We start from the raw sequence: 16,179 nt of genomic DNA, 5'->3' as shown, positions 1-16,179 counted from the left end.
GTCGCCAGACGACCTTAGCGACAGCGGAGAGGGCGGCCCGGCGCTGACACCGCGTCGGGCCGCCGCACGTCGGCGCGCTGTCACCGCCGGTCCGTCCGGATAGCGGACGCGACGGACGACGTGGCATCGTTCCCGGATGACCGAGGCACAGCGCGACGAGTGGCGCCGTCCGGGCCCGACGGTGGAGCAGCGGCGGATCGACCTGTGGATCGGGCTCGCGGTGACCGGGCTGGCGCTGGTCAGCCTCACCCTGGCCCGCAGCACCGGGGCGTTCCTGCTGGGGCCACCGCCGTCCGGGCCGGAGCAGCTGTTCTGGACCGTCGCGGTGACGCTTCCGCTGGTCGGGCGGCGGCGCTGGCCGGCCGCCACCCTGCTGGTCGTCGCGGTGGCGTTCATCGCCGCGCAGGCCCGGTCGGGGCCGGAGACCCAGTTCTCCTCGTGGGCCCTGTTCTGCGCCCTCTACACGATGGGCGCCTGGGGACCGGACCATCAGGTGGCCCGCCGGCTGCGGATCGGCGTGATCGCCACGATGTTCGCCTGGCTGGGCGTCTACTACGCGGTGACGATCGACCACATCCCGCCCGGCGCCTTCGACGACGCGGTCGGCCCGGTGCCGCCGGTGCTCGCCGCGATGGTCAGCGGCGTCCTGGTCAACGTGCTGGTCTTCGGGTTCGCGTACTTTTTCGGCGAGACCGCCTGGGTGGCCGCGCGGCGTGAGCACGAGCTGCGCGAACAGGCCGAGGAGCTGCGCCGGTCCCAGGCCGAGGGCCGGGAACGGGCGGTGCTCGGGGAACGGGTCCGGATCGCCCGGGAGCTGCACGACGTCGTCGCCCACCACGTGTCGGTGATGGGGGTGCAGGCGTCCGCCTGCCGCCGGGTGTTCGACCGCGACCCGGGCAAGGCCCGCACGGCACTCGCCGCCATCGAGCAGAGCGCCCGCACCGCCGTCGACGAGCTGCGCCGGATGCTCGGCGTGCTGCGCGCCTCCGGCGACGGCGACGTCGAGCGCCCCGCGCCCGGCGACGTCGAGCGGATCGGTGAGCTGGTCGAGCGGGCGCGGGCCGCGGGCCTGACGGCCACCCTCGGGGTGTACGGCGAGCCCGTCGCACTGCCCGAGTCGGTCTCGCAGGCGGCCTACCGGGTGACGCAGGAGGCGGTGACCAACACCCTGAAGCACGCCGGGGCGGATCTGCTGGATGTGCGGGTCCGCTATCTGGCCCGGGAGGTGGAGGTGGACGTGACCGACGACGGACGGACCGGCGGCCGGGCCGATGCCGCCGGGCTCGGCCTGATCGGGATGCGCGAGCGGGTCACCGCGCACGACGGCGAGCTGGAGGCCGGGCCCCGGGCCGGCGGGGGTTGGCGGGTCCGCGCCCGTTTCCCGCTCGCGGACCCGGCGATCGGCCGGCAGCGGGAGACCGGAGACGGACGGTCGTTGACGGCCGGGGCGGGGCGGTCGTCGTGAGCACCGCACCGATCACCCCGATCCGGGTGCTGCTCGCCGACGACCAGCATCTCGTGCGCACCGGCTTTCGGATCATCCTGGAGGTGGAGGACGACATCACTGTGGTCGGTGAGGCCGCCGACGGCGCGCGGGCCGTCACCATGGCCCGCGCCACGCGCCCCGACGTGGTGCTGATGGACGTGGAGATGCCCGGCATGGACGGGCTGGAGGCCACCCGGCGGATCAGCGACGACGGGCCCGGCGCTCCGGCGGTGCTGATCCTCACCACCTTCGACCGCGACGACTACCTCTTCACCGCGCTGCGGGCCGGGGCCAGCGGTTTCCTGCTCAAGAACGGCACACCCGAGGAGCTGATCGAGGCGATCCGGGTGCTGGCCCGCGGCGACGGTCTGCTCGCCCCGGAGATCACCCGCCGGGTGATCTCCACGTTCGCCCGTCCCGGTGATCCGGCGGGCACCGCACACCGGGGGGCCGGCGCCGAGGCCGCGCTGGGCGAGCTGACCCCACGGGAACGGGAGGTGCTGGTGCTGCTCGCCGCCGGGTCGAGCAACGCCGAGATCGCCGCGACCATGTGCCTCGGCGAGGCGACGGTGAAGACGCACGTGAGTCGGGTGCTGGCGAAACTGGGCCTGCGCGACCGGGTCCAGGCGGTGGTGTTCGCGTACGAGAACGGGGTGGTCCGCCCCGGCGGATGACAGGTGTCCATCGCGCGACGGACCCCTCGGCTCAGCCCTCGGACGGACGGCGGGCCGACAGGTTCGATCTAGCGTGGACGCGTGACGAGAACGCTCCAACTCGACGGCGTCGACCGCAGCTTCGGCGACCGGCAGGTGCTCAAGAACGTGTCCTTCGAGGTGGCCGCCGGCCGGATGACCGGCTTCGTCGGCGCCAACGGCGCCGGCAAGACCACCACCATGCGGATCATCCTGGGTGTGCTCGCCCCCGACGCCGGCGAGGTGAGCTGGGGCGGCGCGAAGCTCACCCGGCAGGACCGCCGCCGCTTCGGCTACATGCCGGAGGAGCGGGGCCTGTACCCCAAGATGACCGCGCGGGAGCAGGTGACCTACCTGGGCCGGTTGCACGGCCTGGACGCCCCCGCCGCCCGCCGCGCCACGGACGCTCTGCTGGAGCGGGTAGGGCTCGGCGAACGCGGCGACGACCTGCTGGAGACGCTGTCGCTGGGCAACCAGCAGCGGGCCCAGATCGCCGCCGCGCTGGTGCACGACCCCGAGGTGCTGGTGCTCGACGAGCCGTTCTCCGGCCTCGACCCCCTCGCCGTCGACACGGTCGTCGCCGTGTTGCGCGAACGCGCCGCCGCCGGAGTGCCGGTGCTGTTCTCCAGCCACCAGCTCGACGTGGTGGAGCGCCTCTGCGACGACCTGGTGATCATCAATGACGGGGTGATCCGGGCCGCCGGAAGCCGTACGCGGCTGCGCGACTCGTACACCTCGCCCCGCTTTGAGCTGGTGGTGGCGACCGACGCCGGCTGGGTCCGCGACCAGCCCGGGGTCACCCTGGTCGAGCTGGACGGCGCGCGGGCGGTCTTCGACCTGCCGGTCGGCGCCGACGAGCAGCCCATCCTGCACGCGGCCCTCGCCCGCGGCCCGGTCCGCGCCTTCCGCCCGGTCAGCCCCTCGCTCACCGAGATCTTCCGAGAGGTCACCCAGTGAACGTCACCCAGGCCACCCGGCTGGTCGCCGAACGCGAGATCCGGGTCAAGCTCCGCGATCGCACCTTCCTGTTCGGCACGCTGTTCTTCCTGGTGATCGCCGCCGCCGGCACCATCCTGCCGCCGTTGCTCTCCGGCGGCCCGAAGAGCGTGGCCGTCACCCAGGACGCGGCCGGCCCGCTGCGCGCCGCCGGGCTCGACGTCCGGGTGGTAGCCGACGACCGGGCCGCCGAGCAGGCCGTCCGCGACGGGGACGTGGACGCCGCGGTCGTCAGCGGTCCGGCGGTGCTCGCCATGGACGACGCACCTCACGAGGTGGTCCGGGCGCTGAGCATCGCGCCGCCGGTGCGCCTCCTCGACCCCGACGCGGTCGACCCGGTGGTGGCGTTCCTGGTGCCGTTCGTGTTCGCGTTCGTCTTCTTCATCACCTCGCAGACCTTCGGCCTGCAGATCGCGCAGAGCGTCACCGAGGAGAAGCAGACCCGGATCGTGGAGATCCTGGTGGCGGCCGTGCCGGTACGGGCGCTGCTGGCCGGCAAGGTGATCGCCGGGGGCATCCTGGCGCTCGGGCAGATCGCGCTGATCGGTCTCGTGGCCGTCCTCGGCATGCGGATCGGCGACAGCGGGGACCTGCTCACCCTGCTCGCCCCGGCGATCGGCTGGTTCGTGCCGTTCTTCCTGCTCGGCTTCGTGCTGCTGGCCGCGATGTGGGCGGCGGCCGGCGCCCTGGTCAACCGCCAGGAGGACATCGCCGGTGTGTCGACACCGGTGCAGCTCGCCGTCATGCTGCCGTTCTTCGCGGTGATCTTCCTGAACGACAACGCGACCGCGATGCGGGTGCTGTCGTACCTGCCGTTCTCGTCGCCCACGGCGATGCCGCTGCGGCTGTTCACCGGCGACGCGGCCGGCTGGAAGCCGATCGTGTCGCTGGCCGTCCTGCTGGTCGCCGCCGGCGCCTTCGTGGTCGCCGGGGCCCGCGTCTACGAGGGTTCGCTGCTCCGCACCAACGGCCGGACCTCGCTGCGCGCCGCCTGGCGGGAGCGCGAGAGCATCGGCTGACCGGCGACGGCCCCCGCGGGCGTCGGTGTCCTGAGCGGACACCGGCGCCCGTCGCGTACACCGGCCACCCGACCAGGTGTTTCTCGTCGATCCGGTGCCGCAGTGCTGACCGACCACACGGCCGGCGCGGCTCACACGGCAGTCGCCCGTGGTCAGCGGGTGGGCACCGAGGCCCAGCCGGCCGGCAACCGGGGCGCCGACCAGGCCGGATCGGGTTGCCACCGCGCCCACGCCGGATCCCACCACCGCTGACCCGCGTCGAGCAGGGCGGCGATCCGGTCGCCCTCGCCGCGGATCGCGTCCGCCATGCCCGGGTAGCGCCCCTCGACGAGGCGCTGCGCGAACATCTCGACGTCCTTCCAGACGTACCGGTCGTCGTCCGCGCCCCACCACAGGTCCAGCTCGTGGTCGAGAGTGTCCACCCCGATCGGGGTACGCCGCAGCGGATCCTGCAGGTTGAAGTACCAGCCCGCGAAGTCGCGCTGCGGGCCCGTCCAGAACACGTCCACCGAGTGCGCCTCGCCCGGCCGGTGCAGCATCAGCTTGCCGTGCCCCGACCAGGAGCGGTGGCCGGCCGTCTCCCACGGGTGCCGGCCACAGGGGAAGACGCCGTCGGTCGGGAAGCCGAACTCCGCCCCCGGCGGGAGGTAGAGGGCGAGCAGGTCGGGCGAGTCCTCGACGCAGATCGTCGGGCAGCCAAACCAGACCTCGCCCCGCAGGATCTCCCGCCGGACGACCACCTCACCCGGCGCGAATCGGCGTTCCACCATCTCCCCCGGAACCTCCTCGTTCGCTCCCCGAGGAAGGAAGCCTACGGCCGCCGCTCCCCTAGACGAATAGGTCCTAACTCAAGACGGGGCTGGGGTTGCGGCGAAGGGCGCTGGTCATCCGCTTTGGCTGCCCGCCGTGTCGGACTGCTGTTGAGCGGTATACCTCAGAGGTATGAATATGACTCTGAGGTATACCGCTTACGACCGCATCCGCCCCGACGGAGGTGACCGAGGGTCACCGCTGGCCGCGCCCACCGCCCCAGCCAAGATTAGGCCTTGGCGTGCGTCACGAACGCGGCCCAGGCCGCCGGGGAGAAGGTGAGCGCCGGCCCTTCGACGTCCTTGCTGTCCCGGATGGCCACGACATCGGGAAGGTTGTCCGCGACCTCCACGCAGTTGCCCTCATTGCCACTACGTGTGCTCGTGCGCCAGCGGGCACCGGTCAGATCACTCATCGTAGGTCTCCTTGATCACTGTGCTCACCAGATCCTCCGAGGCGCGCTCGGGCAGGGCAAGATCCCAAAGCGCCTGCCAGACCTCAGAGTACGTCTGGACCTCCGCCGGACGATCGAGGTAGAGGCCACCGGTCAGCGACTCGCTGTAGACCGTGCTGGGCTCCGCCGGCCGGGTGCCGACTGCCGGAAAATCGAGCAAGACGAAGGCTCCGGCAACGGATGCCCGGTGCGGTCCGATCCCCAGCGGCAGCACCCGGACGGCGATGTTCGGCGCTTGAGCGGCGTTGACCAGGTGAGCGAGTTGCATCCGCCAGCCCTCGATGTCATCGATGGGTCGGCGGACCACGGCTTCGTCGATCACGACATCAAGACGCGGGGCCGCAGGACTGCGCCTGGTCAACAGCTTCTGTCGCTGCATCCGTAGGGCGACCTTCTGCGCCACCTCCTGCGGGGTACGCCCGGGTTTGGTCTCGAACACCGCGGCCATGTACTCCGGGGTCTGGAGGAGTCCGGGAATGAGGGTCGGCTCGTACTGGCGGATGGAAGAGGAGGCGGCCTCCAGTCCCACGTACAACTCGAACCAGCCCGGGATCACCTCGTCATAGGCGTGCCACCACCCCCGGGACTTGCTCTCCCGGGCAAGACTGACCAACACCTCGGTCAGTTCGGCAGACGTGCCGTAGAGCTGACACATCAACACCACGTCATGAGTACGCAGCGCAGTCTGGCCACTCTCCAACCGGTACATCTTGGCGCGGGACCATTCGAGGTCATTGGCGGCAGCCTCAAGGTTGATTCCGGCTTCCTCACGTGCCTGGCGCAGAAGCCGCCCGAGTTGCCGCCGTGGGACTGACGAACCGACCTCACTCATTCGGCCTCCGGTCTCACCTCTCGTGGCCTGTCTGTCTCATCTGGAACAGCATGGCCGGCCAAACGAGACGCCGTCAATCTCGAAGCGCGGTTTTCGGTGTGAGACGTTGCAGATCGTTGGCCGGCAACGGAATCCTGCCTGCTAGATGCCCTACTCGCATTGACTTCGGGAGGCAGGCCGTGTGCCGTTGGAAGTGGTTTCACCGACCGGATGAGCCAGTCGACGTGGTGGAGCGGACCCGGTTCCCGGGCCGGGCTGGCGCCTACCGGCGCACCACGCCGCTCGCGTCGAGCGAGGAGAAGAGCGCGGCGTCGCCCCAGCGAGGTGATCGCCATGATGGGTGAGGAGCCCCGACCCGAGCCGCCGTTCCTCGTGACGATGGCGAGCTACGTGATCGACTTTCATCATCGCAACGTCTGCACCAGGTGCGGCCCGGATGGTTCGTGTCCCCGGCTGGTCGAGGCAAGTGATCATCTCAAGGCGTGGCGCGACCGGAAATCCGGCGGCCGTGCGGGCGGGTGACCTCTTTCAGGTCACCCGCGCGGCGAGTATCCAGTTCAGCCGGCCGATCCTGTTCCGCGTCATCCGCGTTCTCGACTGGCCAACCTATGACGGGTGGGTCTGGCTCGACGGCTACGAGGTGGGGCCGAGACTGGACGCGATCGCCCGACGGTCGATCTTCGTGCGGCCTGCCGGGCTGCTGCCGGTGGCACCCGTCATCCCGAGCCGATCAAGGGGGCGCTGACACACGTCAGGTCGCCGATGTGGGGGCAACCGCTCGCGCGGACACCCCCACATCGGCGACCTGGTGTGGATCACGCCGGGCAGGCCGGACGGGCCGGACCTCAGGCGTCGACGGCCGCCATCACGTCGTCGCTGACGTCGAAGTTCGCGTAGACGTTCTGCACGTCGTCGCAGTCCTCCAGGACGTCGATCAGCTTGAAGACCTTGCGGGCGCCCTCTTCGTCGAGCGGGACGTTCATGCTGGGGATCAGGGAGGACTCGGCCGACTCGTACTCGATGCCGGCGTCCTGCAGCGCGGTGCGCACCGGAATCAGGTCGGTCGGCTCGGAGACCACCTCGAACGCCTCACCGAGGTCGTTGACCTCCTCGGCGCCGGCGTCGAGGACGGCCATCATCACGTCGTCCTCGCTGGTGCCCTCCTTGGGCACGATCACCACGCCCTTGCGGGAGAACATGTACGACACCGAGCCGGCGTCGGCGAGCGAGCCGCCGTTGCGGGTGAGCGCGGTGCGCACCTCGGTCGCGGCCCGGTTGCGGTTGTCGGTGAGGCACTCGATGAGCATCGCCACGCCGTTCGGGCCGTACCCCTCGTACATGATGGTCTGCCAGTCCGCGCCGCCGGCCTCCAGGCCGGAGCCGCGCTTGACGGCGCGGTCGATGTTGTCGTTCGGCACCGAGCTCTTCTTCGCCTTCTGGATCGCGTCGAAGAGCGTCGGGTTACCGGACGGGTCGCCGCCACCGGTCCGCGCGGCCACCTCGACGTTCTTGATCAGCTTGGCGAACATCTTGCCGCGCTTGGCGTCGATGACGGCCTTCTTGTGCTTGGTCGTCGCCCACTTTGAGTGGCCGGACATCTTCTACCTCCGTCTGTCATTGCACGCCTGCGTCGACTGCCGCACCGATTCCGCGCCGCATCGGCGATCCGGCGGCCGGTCGGCCCCGCGGGAAGTGCCGCGCCGGGCGACGGCCCTGCCGAACCGCGACAATCTTACCGAGGTCACACCCCGCCATGTCACGCCCGGGACCGGCCCGGGGCGGCGGCACGGCGCCGGGGCCTGCCCAGACCAACGATCCGGGGGCGGGATTCATGCCCGCCACCGCGCTTCCGCCGCTCAGGCGGCGCGCACCAGCTCCACGAAGTACGCGTGTACGCGCAGGTCACCCGTCAGCTCAGGGTGGAACGAGGTGGCCAGCAGGTTGCCCTGCCGCACCGCCACGATCCGCTCGGCGGCCGGGCCGCCGGTCACCTTCCCGATCACCTGGACGGCCGCGCCGACGCGCTCAACCCACGGCGCGCGGATGAACACCGCGTGGAACGGCTCCCCCGGCACGCCGGCGACCTCCACCGGCGCCTCGAACGAGTCGACCTGCCGGCCGAACGCGTTACGCCGTACGGTCATGTCGATCCCGGCGAAGCCGCGCTGGTCGGCCCGACCGTCCAGCACCTCGGTGGCCAGCATGATCATGCCGGCGCAGGAGCCGTAGACCGGCATGCCGTCGGCGATCCGCTTGTCGATCGGCTCACGCATCTCGAAGATGTCGGCGAGCTTGCTGATGGTGGTGGACTCGCCCCCCGGGATCACCAGCCCGTCGACCGCGTCCAGCTCGCTCGGGCGGCGGACCGGGCGGGCATCCGCGCCCGCCGCGGCCAGCGCCGCCACGTGCTCCCGGACGTCGCCCTGGAGCGCGAGCACACCGATGGTGGGTCGGTTCATCCTCACCAACCGCGCTCGGCCAGGCGGTGCGGCTGCGGGATCTCGTCGACGTTGATGCCGACCATCGCCTCACCCAGACCCCGGGAGACCTTCGCCAGCACATCCGGGTCGTCGTGGAAGGTGGTGGCCTTGACGATCGCGGCGGCCCGCTGAGCCGGGTTGCCGGCCTTGAAGATGCCGGAGCCGACGAAGACGCCCTCCGCGCCGAGCTGCATCATCATCGCCGCGTCGGCCGGCGTGGCGATCCCGCCGGCGGTGAACAGCACCACCGGCAGCTTGCCGCTCTCGGCGACCTCCTTGACCAGCTCGTACGGGGCCTGCAGCTCCTTCGCGGCGACGTACAGCTCGTCGGCCGGCAGCGAGGACAGCCGGCGGATCTCCTGGCGGATCTTGCGCATGTGGGTGGTGGCGTTGGAGACGTCACCGGTGCCGGCCTCGCCCTTGGAGCGGATCATGGCCGCGCCCTCGGTGATCCGGCGCAGCGCCTCGCCCAGGTTGGTCGCGCCACAGACGAAGGGCACGGTGAACGCCCACTTGTCGATGTGGTTCGCGTAGTCGGCCGGGGTCAGCACCTCGGACTCGTCGACGTAGTCGACGCCGAGCGACTGGAGGATCTGCGCCTCCACGAAGTGACCGATGCGGGCCTTGGCCATCACCGGGATGGACACCGCCTCGATGATCCCGTCGATCATGTCGGGGTCGCTCATCCGGGACACCCCGCCCTGCGCGCGGATGTCGGCGGGCACCCGCTCCAGGGCCATCACCGCGACCGCGCCGGCGTCCTCGGCGATCTTGGCCTGCTCGGCGTTGACGACGTCCATGATCACGCCGCCCTTGAGCATCTCGGCCATGCCCCGCTTCACGCGGGCCGTGCCGACGACGGGGGCGGTGCCGGTGGTCGAGGCGGTGGTTTCGGGCACGGGTCATCGCTCCTTGGACGTGCGGTGGGGGTGGCAGCGGAAATGCTACGCACTGGTCAACGCCGCGCCGACAGCCAATCAGACCCCCGGTGGCCTGCACTGTGGCCCTGCTCACCGCCACGCCGGCCCGCCCCGGTCAGCCTCCGCCCGCCCCGATCAGCCGGCCGGAACGTCGGCCGGCACGACGAGCGTCGGGTCGTCGATGTCGAAGTAGCGCGGCCACTCCCGGCCCCGCCCCATCCGAAACAACCGCACCAGCGGACGACTGCGCGCCGACCGGGCGTCGCGAACCAGGTCGGTGTGCACCTGCCGGGACAACGCGAGACGGCGGCTCGCCGCGATGACCGCCGTGCAGTCCGGATCGGCCGCGTCCAGCCGCACCGAGCGCAACTGCCGGGTCAGGTCGTTCTCAGCCGCCTCCCGCTCCTGCGGCGGAGCGTCCAGCGCGATCCGGGCCGCCGCGTACAACTCGACGCCGAAACGCCGCTCCGCCAGCACCGCCGCGGCCGCCGCCCGGCGCAGCAGGTGGGCGTCGAGGGCCCGCGCCGCCAGCTCCGCGCGGCCCTGCAGCCGCTCGACCCGGCCGGCGGTCCAGATGAGGTACGCCGCAAGCACCCCCACGAGCACACTCGCGGCCACCACCCACCACATGTGCGGCATCGTAGTGCTGCTCCGTTTCTCCTCCGTTGCGCACGCCCGCGCCGGTCACCGGCGTCACCAGCCGCACCATCCGTCACGCGGGTCAGCCCAGCCCCACCCATTCCTGGTCGATGACCCGCCCGTCGGTCGCCTCGATCGCCGCTGCGTATACCTCAAGAACACGCCGAGCAACCACCGGCCAGTCGAAATTCGCCACCACCTGATCGCCGCAGGCGCTCAGCGTGGCCCGCCCGGCCGGATCGTCGAGCAGCTCGGACAGGGCGTCACGCAATCCCACCGCGTCTCCGGTCGGAAACAGCCGCCCCGCCCGCCCACCGTCGAGCACCCGGCGGAACGCGTCCAGGTCACTCGCGATCACCGTGGTGCCGGCGGCCAGCGCCTCGGTGAGGATCATCCCGAACGACTCGCCGCCGGTGTTCGGCGCCACGTACAGGTGCACGCTGCGCAGCATCCGGGCCTTGTCCGCCTCGGAGACCAGCCCGAGGAACGTCACCCGCTCCCGCAGCGCGGCCGGGAACTGGTCGTACAGGTCGTCCGGGTCACCCGGGCCGGCGACCAGCAGCCGCAACCCCGGGCGGGTCGCCGCCAGCGCCACGAAGGCGTCCCGCAGCACCGGGAAACCCTTGCGCGCCTCCGTGAACCGGCCCAGGAAGCCCACCGTGCCGCCGGTGCCCGGCCCGCACTCCCCCGGCCAGCCCGGCAGCGGCTCGGCGTCGGCGAACTTCGCCACCGCCACCCCGTTGGGGATCTCCACCGCGCCGCCGTCCATGTGCTCGACCTGCACCTTGCGGGCCAGCGCGCTCACCGCGATCCGGGCGGTGATCCGCTCCAACACGATCTGCAGCACACCCTGCGCGGCGGCCAGCACCCGCGAACGGGTCATCGCCGTGTGGAACGTGGCCACCACCGGGCCGCGAGCGGAGAGCACCGCCAGCAGCGACAGGCTCAACGTCAGCGGCTCGTGCACGTGCAGCACGTCGAAGTCACCGTTGGTGAGCCAGCGCCGGACCCGCGCGGTCGAGACCGGGCCGAACGCGATCCGGGCCACCGACCCGTTGTACGGCAGCGGCACCGCCCGGCCGGCGGACACCACGTACTCCGGCAGCGGCGAATCCTCATCCGCCGGAGCGAGCACGCTGACCTCGTGACCGAGCACGATCAGCGCCTCGGCGAGATCCATGACGTGGTTCTGCACCCCGCCGGGAACGTCGAACGAGTACGGGCACACGATGCCGATCCGCATGCGTCAGCCCACCCCTTCAGCCCTGGCCGGGGGCTGACGAGGGCAGCGCCGTGCCCTCCCCCGCCCTCCTCTGGTCCAACCACATCCGCTGCAACATGTGCCAGTCTTCCGGATGCCGGGCGATACCCGCCGCCAGACCGTCGGCGATCAGCTGGGTCAGCGACCGGACCCGCTGGTCCAGAGGCCCCGCCTCGGGCCCGGGCACCGGCAGCGGGCCGGCGAGCGAGGCGCACGCCCCGTCCTGCTCGTACCACAACGAGGCCACGTACAGCGGCGCTCCGGTGTGCAGCGCGAGCAGCGCCGGCCCGGCCGGCATCCGGGTCTTCCCACCGAAGAAGTCCACCTCCACCCCCCGGGCGGAGAGGTCCCGGTCGGCCAGCAGCGGCACCACCGCGCCGGCGCGGACGCGGTCCAGCAGCACGTCGAACGCCGGACGCGGGCCACCGTGGGTGGGCAGGATCTCCATCCCGAGCTCGGCCCGGAAGGCCAGGAAACGCTCGTACACGCCCTCCGGCTTGAGCCGCTCCATGACGGTGGTGATCGGCCAACCGGTGGCCGCGACCCAGGCGCCCGCGGCATCCCAGTTGCCGGCGTGCGGCAGCGCCACCACCGCGCCCCGGCCGGCGGCCACGTCGGCGGCGAGCAACTCCGCGCCGTCGAGGCGGAACCCAGCCAGGATCTGCTCCCGGCTCAACGCGGGCAGCCGGAACGCCTCCATCCAGTACCGGGCGTACGAGCGCAGCCCGCGCTTGACGAGATCGTCCAGCTCCGCCTCGGGCAGCTCCGGGCCGACCACCCGGCGCAGGTTCGCGCGCAGTCGGGCCGTACCCCCGCCACCGCCGCGATGGGCGCGGTCCGCGCCCGCCTGGAACGCCGCCGCCACCAACGGCCGGGGAAGCGCGCGGACCAGCCGCCATCCGGCGACGTAGCCCAGCTCGGTGAGGTTCACGCGGCCCGGCCGCCGGTCGTCCGACGCCGGGTCGCCGGCAGCCCGCTCACGCCTGGCCGTCCGGCTGGAGCTGCTGGGCCTGGCGGTAGACGTGCGCCACCCGCTGCCCCACCGTGAAGATCGAGATGGCGGCGAGCAGCCAGAGCGCGATCTCCAGCGCCGGCTTCACGCCGACGCCCGTGAGGATCCCGCCGACGCCGACGATCAGCAGCCGCTCGGTGCGCTCGGCGATGCCCACGTTGCAGGTCATGCCCAGCCCTTCGGCACGCGCCTTCACGTAGGAGACGAGCCCGCCGGCGGCCAGGCACAGCAGCGCGGCGGCCACCCCGGAGTGGTCGCCCCGGGTGGCCAGCCAGTAGGCCACCGCGCCGAAGACGGCGCTGTCGGCGACCCGGTCCATGCTTGAGTCGAGGAACGCGCCGAAGCGGGTGGAGCCGCCGCTCATCCGGGCCATCGTCCCGTCGAGCAGGTCGGTGAGCGCGAACACGGTCACGATCAACGCGCCCGCGACCAGATGGCCGCGGGCACCGAAGCCGAGCGCGCCGATGAGCACACCAACGGTGCCCGCGACGGTGACGGCATTGGGAGTGACGCCCGCGCGCAGGAGGGCACGTGCGATCGGCTCGACGACGCGGGTCATCCCCGCGCGGGCCGACACTTGGAAGATCTTCGCCATGGCGGTCCCCACGATAACGGTCCGCCCAGGTCCGGCGATACGGCCGGTCCCTGCGACCCGCCCGGGGCAGGCTTGTGCCTGTACGGCAACGGGTGTGAGATCGAGCCGGGAGGTGAGCCAGCTCACCCGCCCGCCCGTTGAGTTCCCGCTGTGCAGCAGACCACCGGAGGATATCGCCGCGCACTCGCCCCGGGCCGCTTCCACCTCGCGCGGCGGTCGCCACCCACCACCGGCTGAGGGAGGTGCGCCCCATGGCGCAGAAAAATCAGGAAAAGGGGGCCACCGGCGGCACGCCGGTGGTGACCGACCCCGCGCGGGTACGCAACGTGGTGCTCGTCGGGCATTCCGGTGCGGGCAAGACGACGCTCGTCGAGGCGCTGCTCGCCGCGACCGGCACCATCGGCCGGGCCGGCAGCGTCGTCGACGGCACCACGGTCGGCGACCACGACCCGGCCGCCGTACGCCAACAGCGCTCGGTGAGCCTGTCCTGCGCGCCCCTGCTGCACAACGGCATCAAGGTCAACCTGCTGGACACACCCGGGTACGCCGACTTCGTCGGCGAGCTGCGGGCGGGCCTACGGGCCGCCGACGCCGCGCTGTTCGTCGTCTCGGCGGCCGGCGGGATGGACGCCGCCACGGTGGCGCTGTGGGAGGAGTGCGCCGCTGTCGACATGCCGCGCGCCGTCGCGGTGACCCGCCTCGACGCGCCCCGCGCCGACTTCGACGAGACGGTGGCGCTCTGCCAGCGGGTCTTCGGTGACAACGTGATGCCGCTCTACCTGCCGATGCTCGGCGACGACGGCGTCTCCACCGAGGGCCTGCTCGGGCTGATCACCCGCCGGGTCTTCGACTACAGCGCAGGGCTCCCCGCCGACGTCCGCGACCCGGACCCGGAGCACCAGCGGGCCATCGACGAGTCCCGCGACGAGCTGATCGAGGGGATCATCGCCGAGAGCGAGGACGAGACCCTCATGGACCGCTACCTCGACGGCGAGGAGATCAGCGACGACGTGCTCATCGACGACCTGGAGAAGGCCGTCGCCCGGGGCCACTTCTATCCGGCGGTGCCGGTCTGCGCCGAGACCGGCGTTGGCCTGGACGCGCTACTGGAGGTGCTGACCGCCGCGTTCCCGTCACCGCTGGAGCACGAGCTGCCGGCGGTCACCGGCGTGGACGGCTCGCCCCGCCCGCCGCTGACCTGCGACCCGGACGGCCCGCTCGTCGCCGAGGTCGTCAAGACCACCGTCGACCGCCACGTCGGTCGGGTCTCGCTGGTCCGGGTCTTCTCCGGCACGCTGCGCCCCGAACAGACCGTGCACATCTGCGGGCACGGCATGGCCGAGCGCGGGCACCCCGACCACGACGCCGACGAGCGGGTCGGGCACATCTACACCCCGCTGGGCGCGACCCTGCGCGAGGTGCCGCACTGCGTGGCCGGCGACATCTGCGCGATCACCAAGTCGGGCAGCGCGGAGACCGGCGACACCGTCTCGGCCAAGGACGACCCGCTGCTGATCGCGCCGTGGGAGATGCCGGAGCCGCTGCTGCCGGTGGCGATCGTCGCCCGCAGCCGCGCCGACGAGGACGCGCTGGCCCGCAACCTCGCCCGGCTGGTCGCCGGCGACCCCACCCTGCGGCTGGAACGCAACCCGGAGACCCACCAGCTGGTGCTCTGGTGCATGGGCGAGGCGCACGCCGACGTCGTGCTGGACCGGCTGCGCGCCGGAGGCGTCGAACTGGACACCGAGCCGGTCAAGGTGTCGCTGCGCGAGACGCTGACCGTGCCCGCGAAGGGGCACGGCCGGCACGTCAAGCAGTCCGGCGGCCACGGCCAGTACGCGGTCTGCGACATCGAGGTGGAGCCGCTGCCCCGCGGCGCCGGCTTCGAGTTCGTCGACCGGATCGTCGGCGGCGCGGTGCCGCACAACTACATCCCGTCCGTCGAGAAGGGCGTCCGCGCCCAGCTGGAACGCGGGCTGGTCGCCGGCCATCCGGTGGTGGACCTGCGGGTCACCCTCGTCGACGGCAAGGCGCACAGCGTCGACTCCTCCGACGCGGCCTTCCAGACCGCCGGCGCGCTCGCGCTGCGCGACGCCGCCGAGCGCGGGCAGCCGACGCTGCTGGAACCGATCGACGAGGTGATCGTCCGGGTGCCGGACGGCTCGGTGGGCGCGGTGATGGGCGACCTGTCCAGCCGGCGCGGCCGGGTGCTCGGCACCGAACCCGACGAGGACGCCGAGGGCCGTACCCTCGTGCGCGCCGAGGTGCCGGCCACCGAACTGCTCCGCTACGCCGTCGAGCTGCGCTCGATGACCGCCGGCACGGGCACCTTCCGCCGCCACTTCGTACGCCACGATCCGATGCCCACCCACCTGGCCGACCAGGCCCGCAAGGAACACACCCCGTAATCCTGCGTGCCCCCTGCGTATTCGCTGGCCCTGTCTGCCCGCTGGCCCTGGTGCCCGCGCGCCTGTCCCGGACGACTCCCCGTCGCGCGCGAGCCGTCGCGCGTGGGCGGGACGGCGGCGCGGCCTACATGTTTGCGTCCTGTCGAGCTGCCCCACATTCGGGGCGCCGCTGCCGGAGCGGACCACATCCGCACCGACGCTGCCCCAGATCTGGGGCAGCTCGACAGGACGCGACACCAGCACAGCACGCGGCGCCGCCATGGCACACGGCACCGCGCGGCACGCCACAGCACGGGACGGGACGGGACCGGCGTCGGAGAGGGCGTGCCCGCACTGCGCGCGGTGTGCGGGTCAGGGGTGGGTCGTGGGGTGGGTGGGGCGGGGCCAGTGTGGGCGATCGGCGTCGCGGAGCGCGGCGGTGCGCAGGGCGGCGAGTTGGCGTTCCACCTCGACGAACTGGTCCGGCGCCAGTGGCCCCCGGCGCAGCGCGGCGGCGTTCTCCTCGACCTGGGCGACCGTACGGCAGCCGGGGATCGGGATGGTGCGCCCGCTGCGTGCCCAGATCCAGCCCAGCG

Annotated in this window: 17 protein-coding genes and 1 pseudogene; 7 read left to right on the top strand and 11 right to left on the bottom strand. The window is 72.2% G+C overall.

Features of this window, described 5'->3' with window-relative positions:
• Positions 1-136 precede the first annotated feature (136 nt).
• From ABZU46_RS25980 to ABZU46_RS25965, 4 genes are all read left to right on the top strand, one after another.
• A complete protein-coding gene (locus ABZU46_RS25980; RefSeq protein ID WP_354861823.1) occupies positions 137-1,465 on the top strand; it encodes a sensor histidine kinase in 1,329 nt (442 codons plus the stop codon).
• Positions 1,462-2,160 carry a response regulator transcription factor gene (locus ABZU46_RS25975; protein ID WP_354861821.1) on the top strand — a complete coding sequence of 233 codons (699 nt, stop codon included), beginning with the start codon at positions 1,462-1,464 and terminating at the stop codon, positions 2,158-2,160. Before ABZU46_RS25980 ends, ABZU46_RS25975 begins: the two co-directional genes overlap by 4 nt.
• 81 nt (positions 2,161-2,241) lie before the next feature.
• A complete protein-coding gene (locus tag ABZU46_RS25970) occupies positions 2,242-3,135 on the top strand; it encodes an ATP-binding cassette domain-containing protein (protein WP_354861819.1) in 894 nt (297 codons plus the stop codon).
• Positions 3,132-4,193: an ABC transporter permease gene (locus ABZU46_RS25965; protein WP_354861817.1), complete on the top strand. Its 1,062-nt coding sequence runs from the start codon at positions 3,132-3,134 to the stop codon at positions 4,191-4,193. Before ABZU46_RS25970 ends, ABZU46_RS25965 begins: the two co-directional genes overlap by 4 nt.
• Positions 4,194-4,345: 152 nt before the next feature.
• On the opposite strand, the gene ABZU46_RS25960 is transcribed toward ABZU46_RS25965, so the two are convergent.
• The 3 genes from ABZU46_RS25960 to ABZU46_RS25950 all read right to left on the bottom strand — a co-directional run bounded on the left by ABZU46_RS25960 (position 4,346) and on the right by ABZU46_RS25950 (position 6,289).
• Positions 4,346-4,963: a DUF402 domain-containing protein gene (locus ABZU46_RS25960; protein ID WP_354861815.1), complete on the bottom strand. Its 618-nt coding sequence runs from the start codon at positions 4,961-4,963 to the stop codon at positions 4,346-4,348.
• 269 nt (positions 4,964-5,232) lie between these two features.
• Positions 5,233-5,418 carry a DUF397 domain-containing protein gene (locus tag ABZU46_RS25955; RefSeq protein WP_354861814.1) on the bottom strand — a complete coding sequence of 62 codons (186 nt, stop codon included), beginning with the start codon at positions 5,416-5,418 and terminating at the stop codon, positions 5,233-5,235.
• The gene (locus ABZU46_RS25950) at positions 5,411-6,289 is read right to left on the bottom strand and encodes a helix-turn-helix transcriptional regulator (RefSeq protein WP_354861812.1); all 879 of its coding nucleotides are present in this window, start codon (positions 6,287-6,289) and stop codon (positions 5,411-5,413) included. The genes ABZU46_RS25955 and ABZU46_RS25950 overlap by 8 nt, the downstream gene beginning before the upstream one ends.
• Before the next feature lie 333 nt (positions 6,290-6,622).
• Between ABZU46_RS25950 and ABZU46_RS25945 the strand changes: the two genes are divergently transcribed.
• A complete protein-coding gene (locus tag ABZU46_RS25945) occupies positions 6,623-6,811 on the top strand; it encodes a hypothetical protein (protein WP_354861810.1) in 189 nt (62 codons plus the stop codon).
• Positions 6,798-7,034 (top strand): hypothetical protein, encoded by a 237-nt coding sequence (locus ABZU46_RS25940; protein WP_354861808.1) that lies wholly within the window; start codon positions 6,798-6,800, stop codon positions 7,032-7,034. The genes ABZU46_RS25945 and ABZU46_RS25940 overlap by 14 nt, the downstream gene beginning before the upstream one ends.
• Before the next feature lie 100 nt (positions 7,035-7,134).
• Here the strand turns inward: ABZU46_RS25940 and ABZU46_RS25935 are convergent, their stop codons facing one another.
• From ABZU46_RS25935 to pgsA, 7 genes are all read right to left on the bottom strand, one after another.
• On the bottom strand, positions 7,135-7,887 hold the full coding sequence (locus ABZU46_RS25935; protein ID WP_354861806.1) for a YebC/PmpR family DNA-binding transcriptional regulator: 753 nt from the start codon (positions 7,885-7,887) through the stop codon (positions 7,135-7,137).
• A gap of 258 nt (positions 7,888-8,145) precedes the next feature.
• Positions 8,146-8,748, bottom strand: a complete 603-nt coding sequence (gene pdxT, locus ABZU46_RS25930; RefSeq protein WP_354861804.1) for a pyridoxal 5'-phosphate synthase glutaminase subunit PdxT — start codon at positions 8,746-8,748, stop codon at positions 8,146-8,148.
• 2 nt (positions 8,749-8,750) lie between these two features.
• Positions 8,751-9,668, bottom strand: a complete 918-nt coding sequence (gene pdxS, locus ABZU46_RS25925; protein ID WP_354861802.1) for a pyridoxal 5'-phosphate synthase lyase subunit PdxS — start codon at positions 9,666-9,668, stop codon at positions 8,751-8,753.
• Between the two features lie 156 nt (positions 9,669-9,824).
• Complete coding sequence (locus tag ABZU46_RS25920) at positions 9,825-10,328, bottom strand: hypothetical protein (RefSeq protein ID WP_354861800.1); 504 nt, start codon at positions 10,326-10,328, stop codon at positions 9,825-9,827.
• An 82-nt stretch (positions 10,329-10,410) separates the two neighbouring features.
• Positions 10,411-11,571 carry a glycosyltransferase family 4 protein gene (locus ABZU46_RS25915; protein ID WP_354861798.1) on the bottom strand — a complete coding sequence of 387 codons (1,161 nt, stop codon included), beginning with the start codon at positions 11,569-11,571 and terminating at the stop codon, positions 10,411-10,413.
• Positions 11,572-11,587: 16 nt separating this feature from the next.
• Entirely contained in the window at positions 11,588-12,520 is a 933-nt protein-coding gene (locus tag ABZU46_RS25910) for a phosphatidylinositol mannoside acyltransferase (RefSeq protein WP_354861796.1), read from the bottom strand.
• Between the two features lie 46 nt (positions 12,521-12,566).
• The gene (gene pgsA, locus ABZU46_RS25905; RefSeq protein ID WP_354861795.1) at positions 12,567-13,196 is read right to left on the bottom strand and encodes a phosphatidylinositol phosphate synthase; all 630 of its coding nucleotides are present in this window, start codon (positions 13,194-13,196) and stop codon (positions 12,567-12,569) included.
• A 251-nt stretch (positions 13,197-13,447) separates the two neighbouring features.
• On the opposite strand from pgsA, the gene ABZU46_RS25900 reads away from it, so the two are divergent.
• Positions 13,448-15,604: an elongation factor G-like protein EF-G2 gene (locus ABZU46_RS25900; RefSeq protein ID WP_354861793.1), complete on the top strand. Its 2,157-nt coding sequence runs from the start codon at positions 13,448-13,450 to the stop codon at positions 15,602-15,604.
• Positions 15,605-15,955: 351 nt separating this feature from the next.
• Here the strand turns inward: ABZU46_RS25900 and ABZU46_RS25895 are convergent.
• Positions 15,956-16,179: pseudogene (locus tag ABZU46_RS25895) on the bottom strand (aldo/keto reductase); the annotation flags it as partial.

The sequence above is a fragment of the Micromonospora sp. NPDC005197 genome, from assembly GCF_040608295.1.
Taxonomy (GTDB): domain Bacteria; phylum Actinomycetota; class Actinomycetes; order Mycobacteriales; family Micromonosporaceae; genus Micromonospora.
The sequence above is the reverse complement of the archived record's forward strand: the minus strand, read 5'-3'. Positions and strand labels throughout refer to the sequence as shown.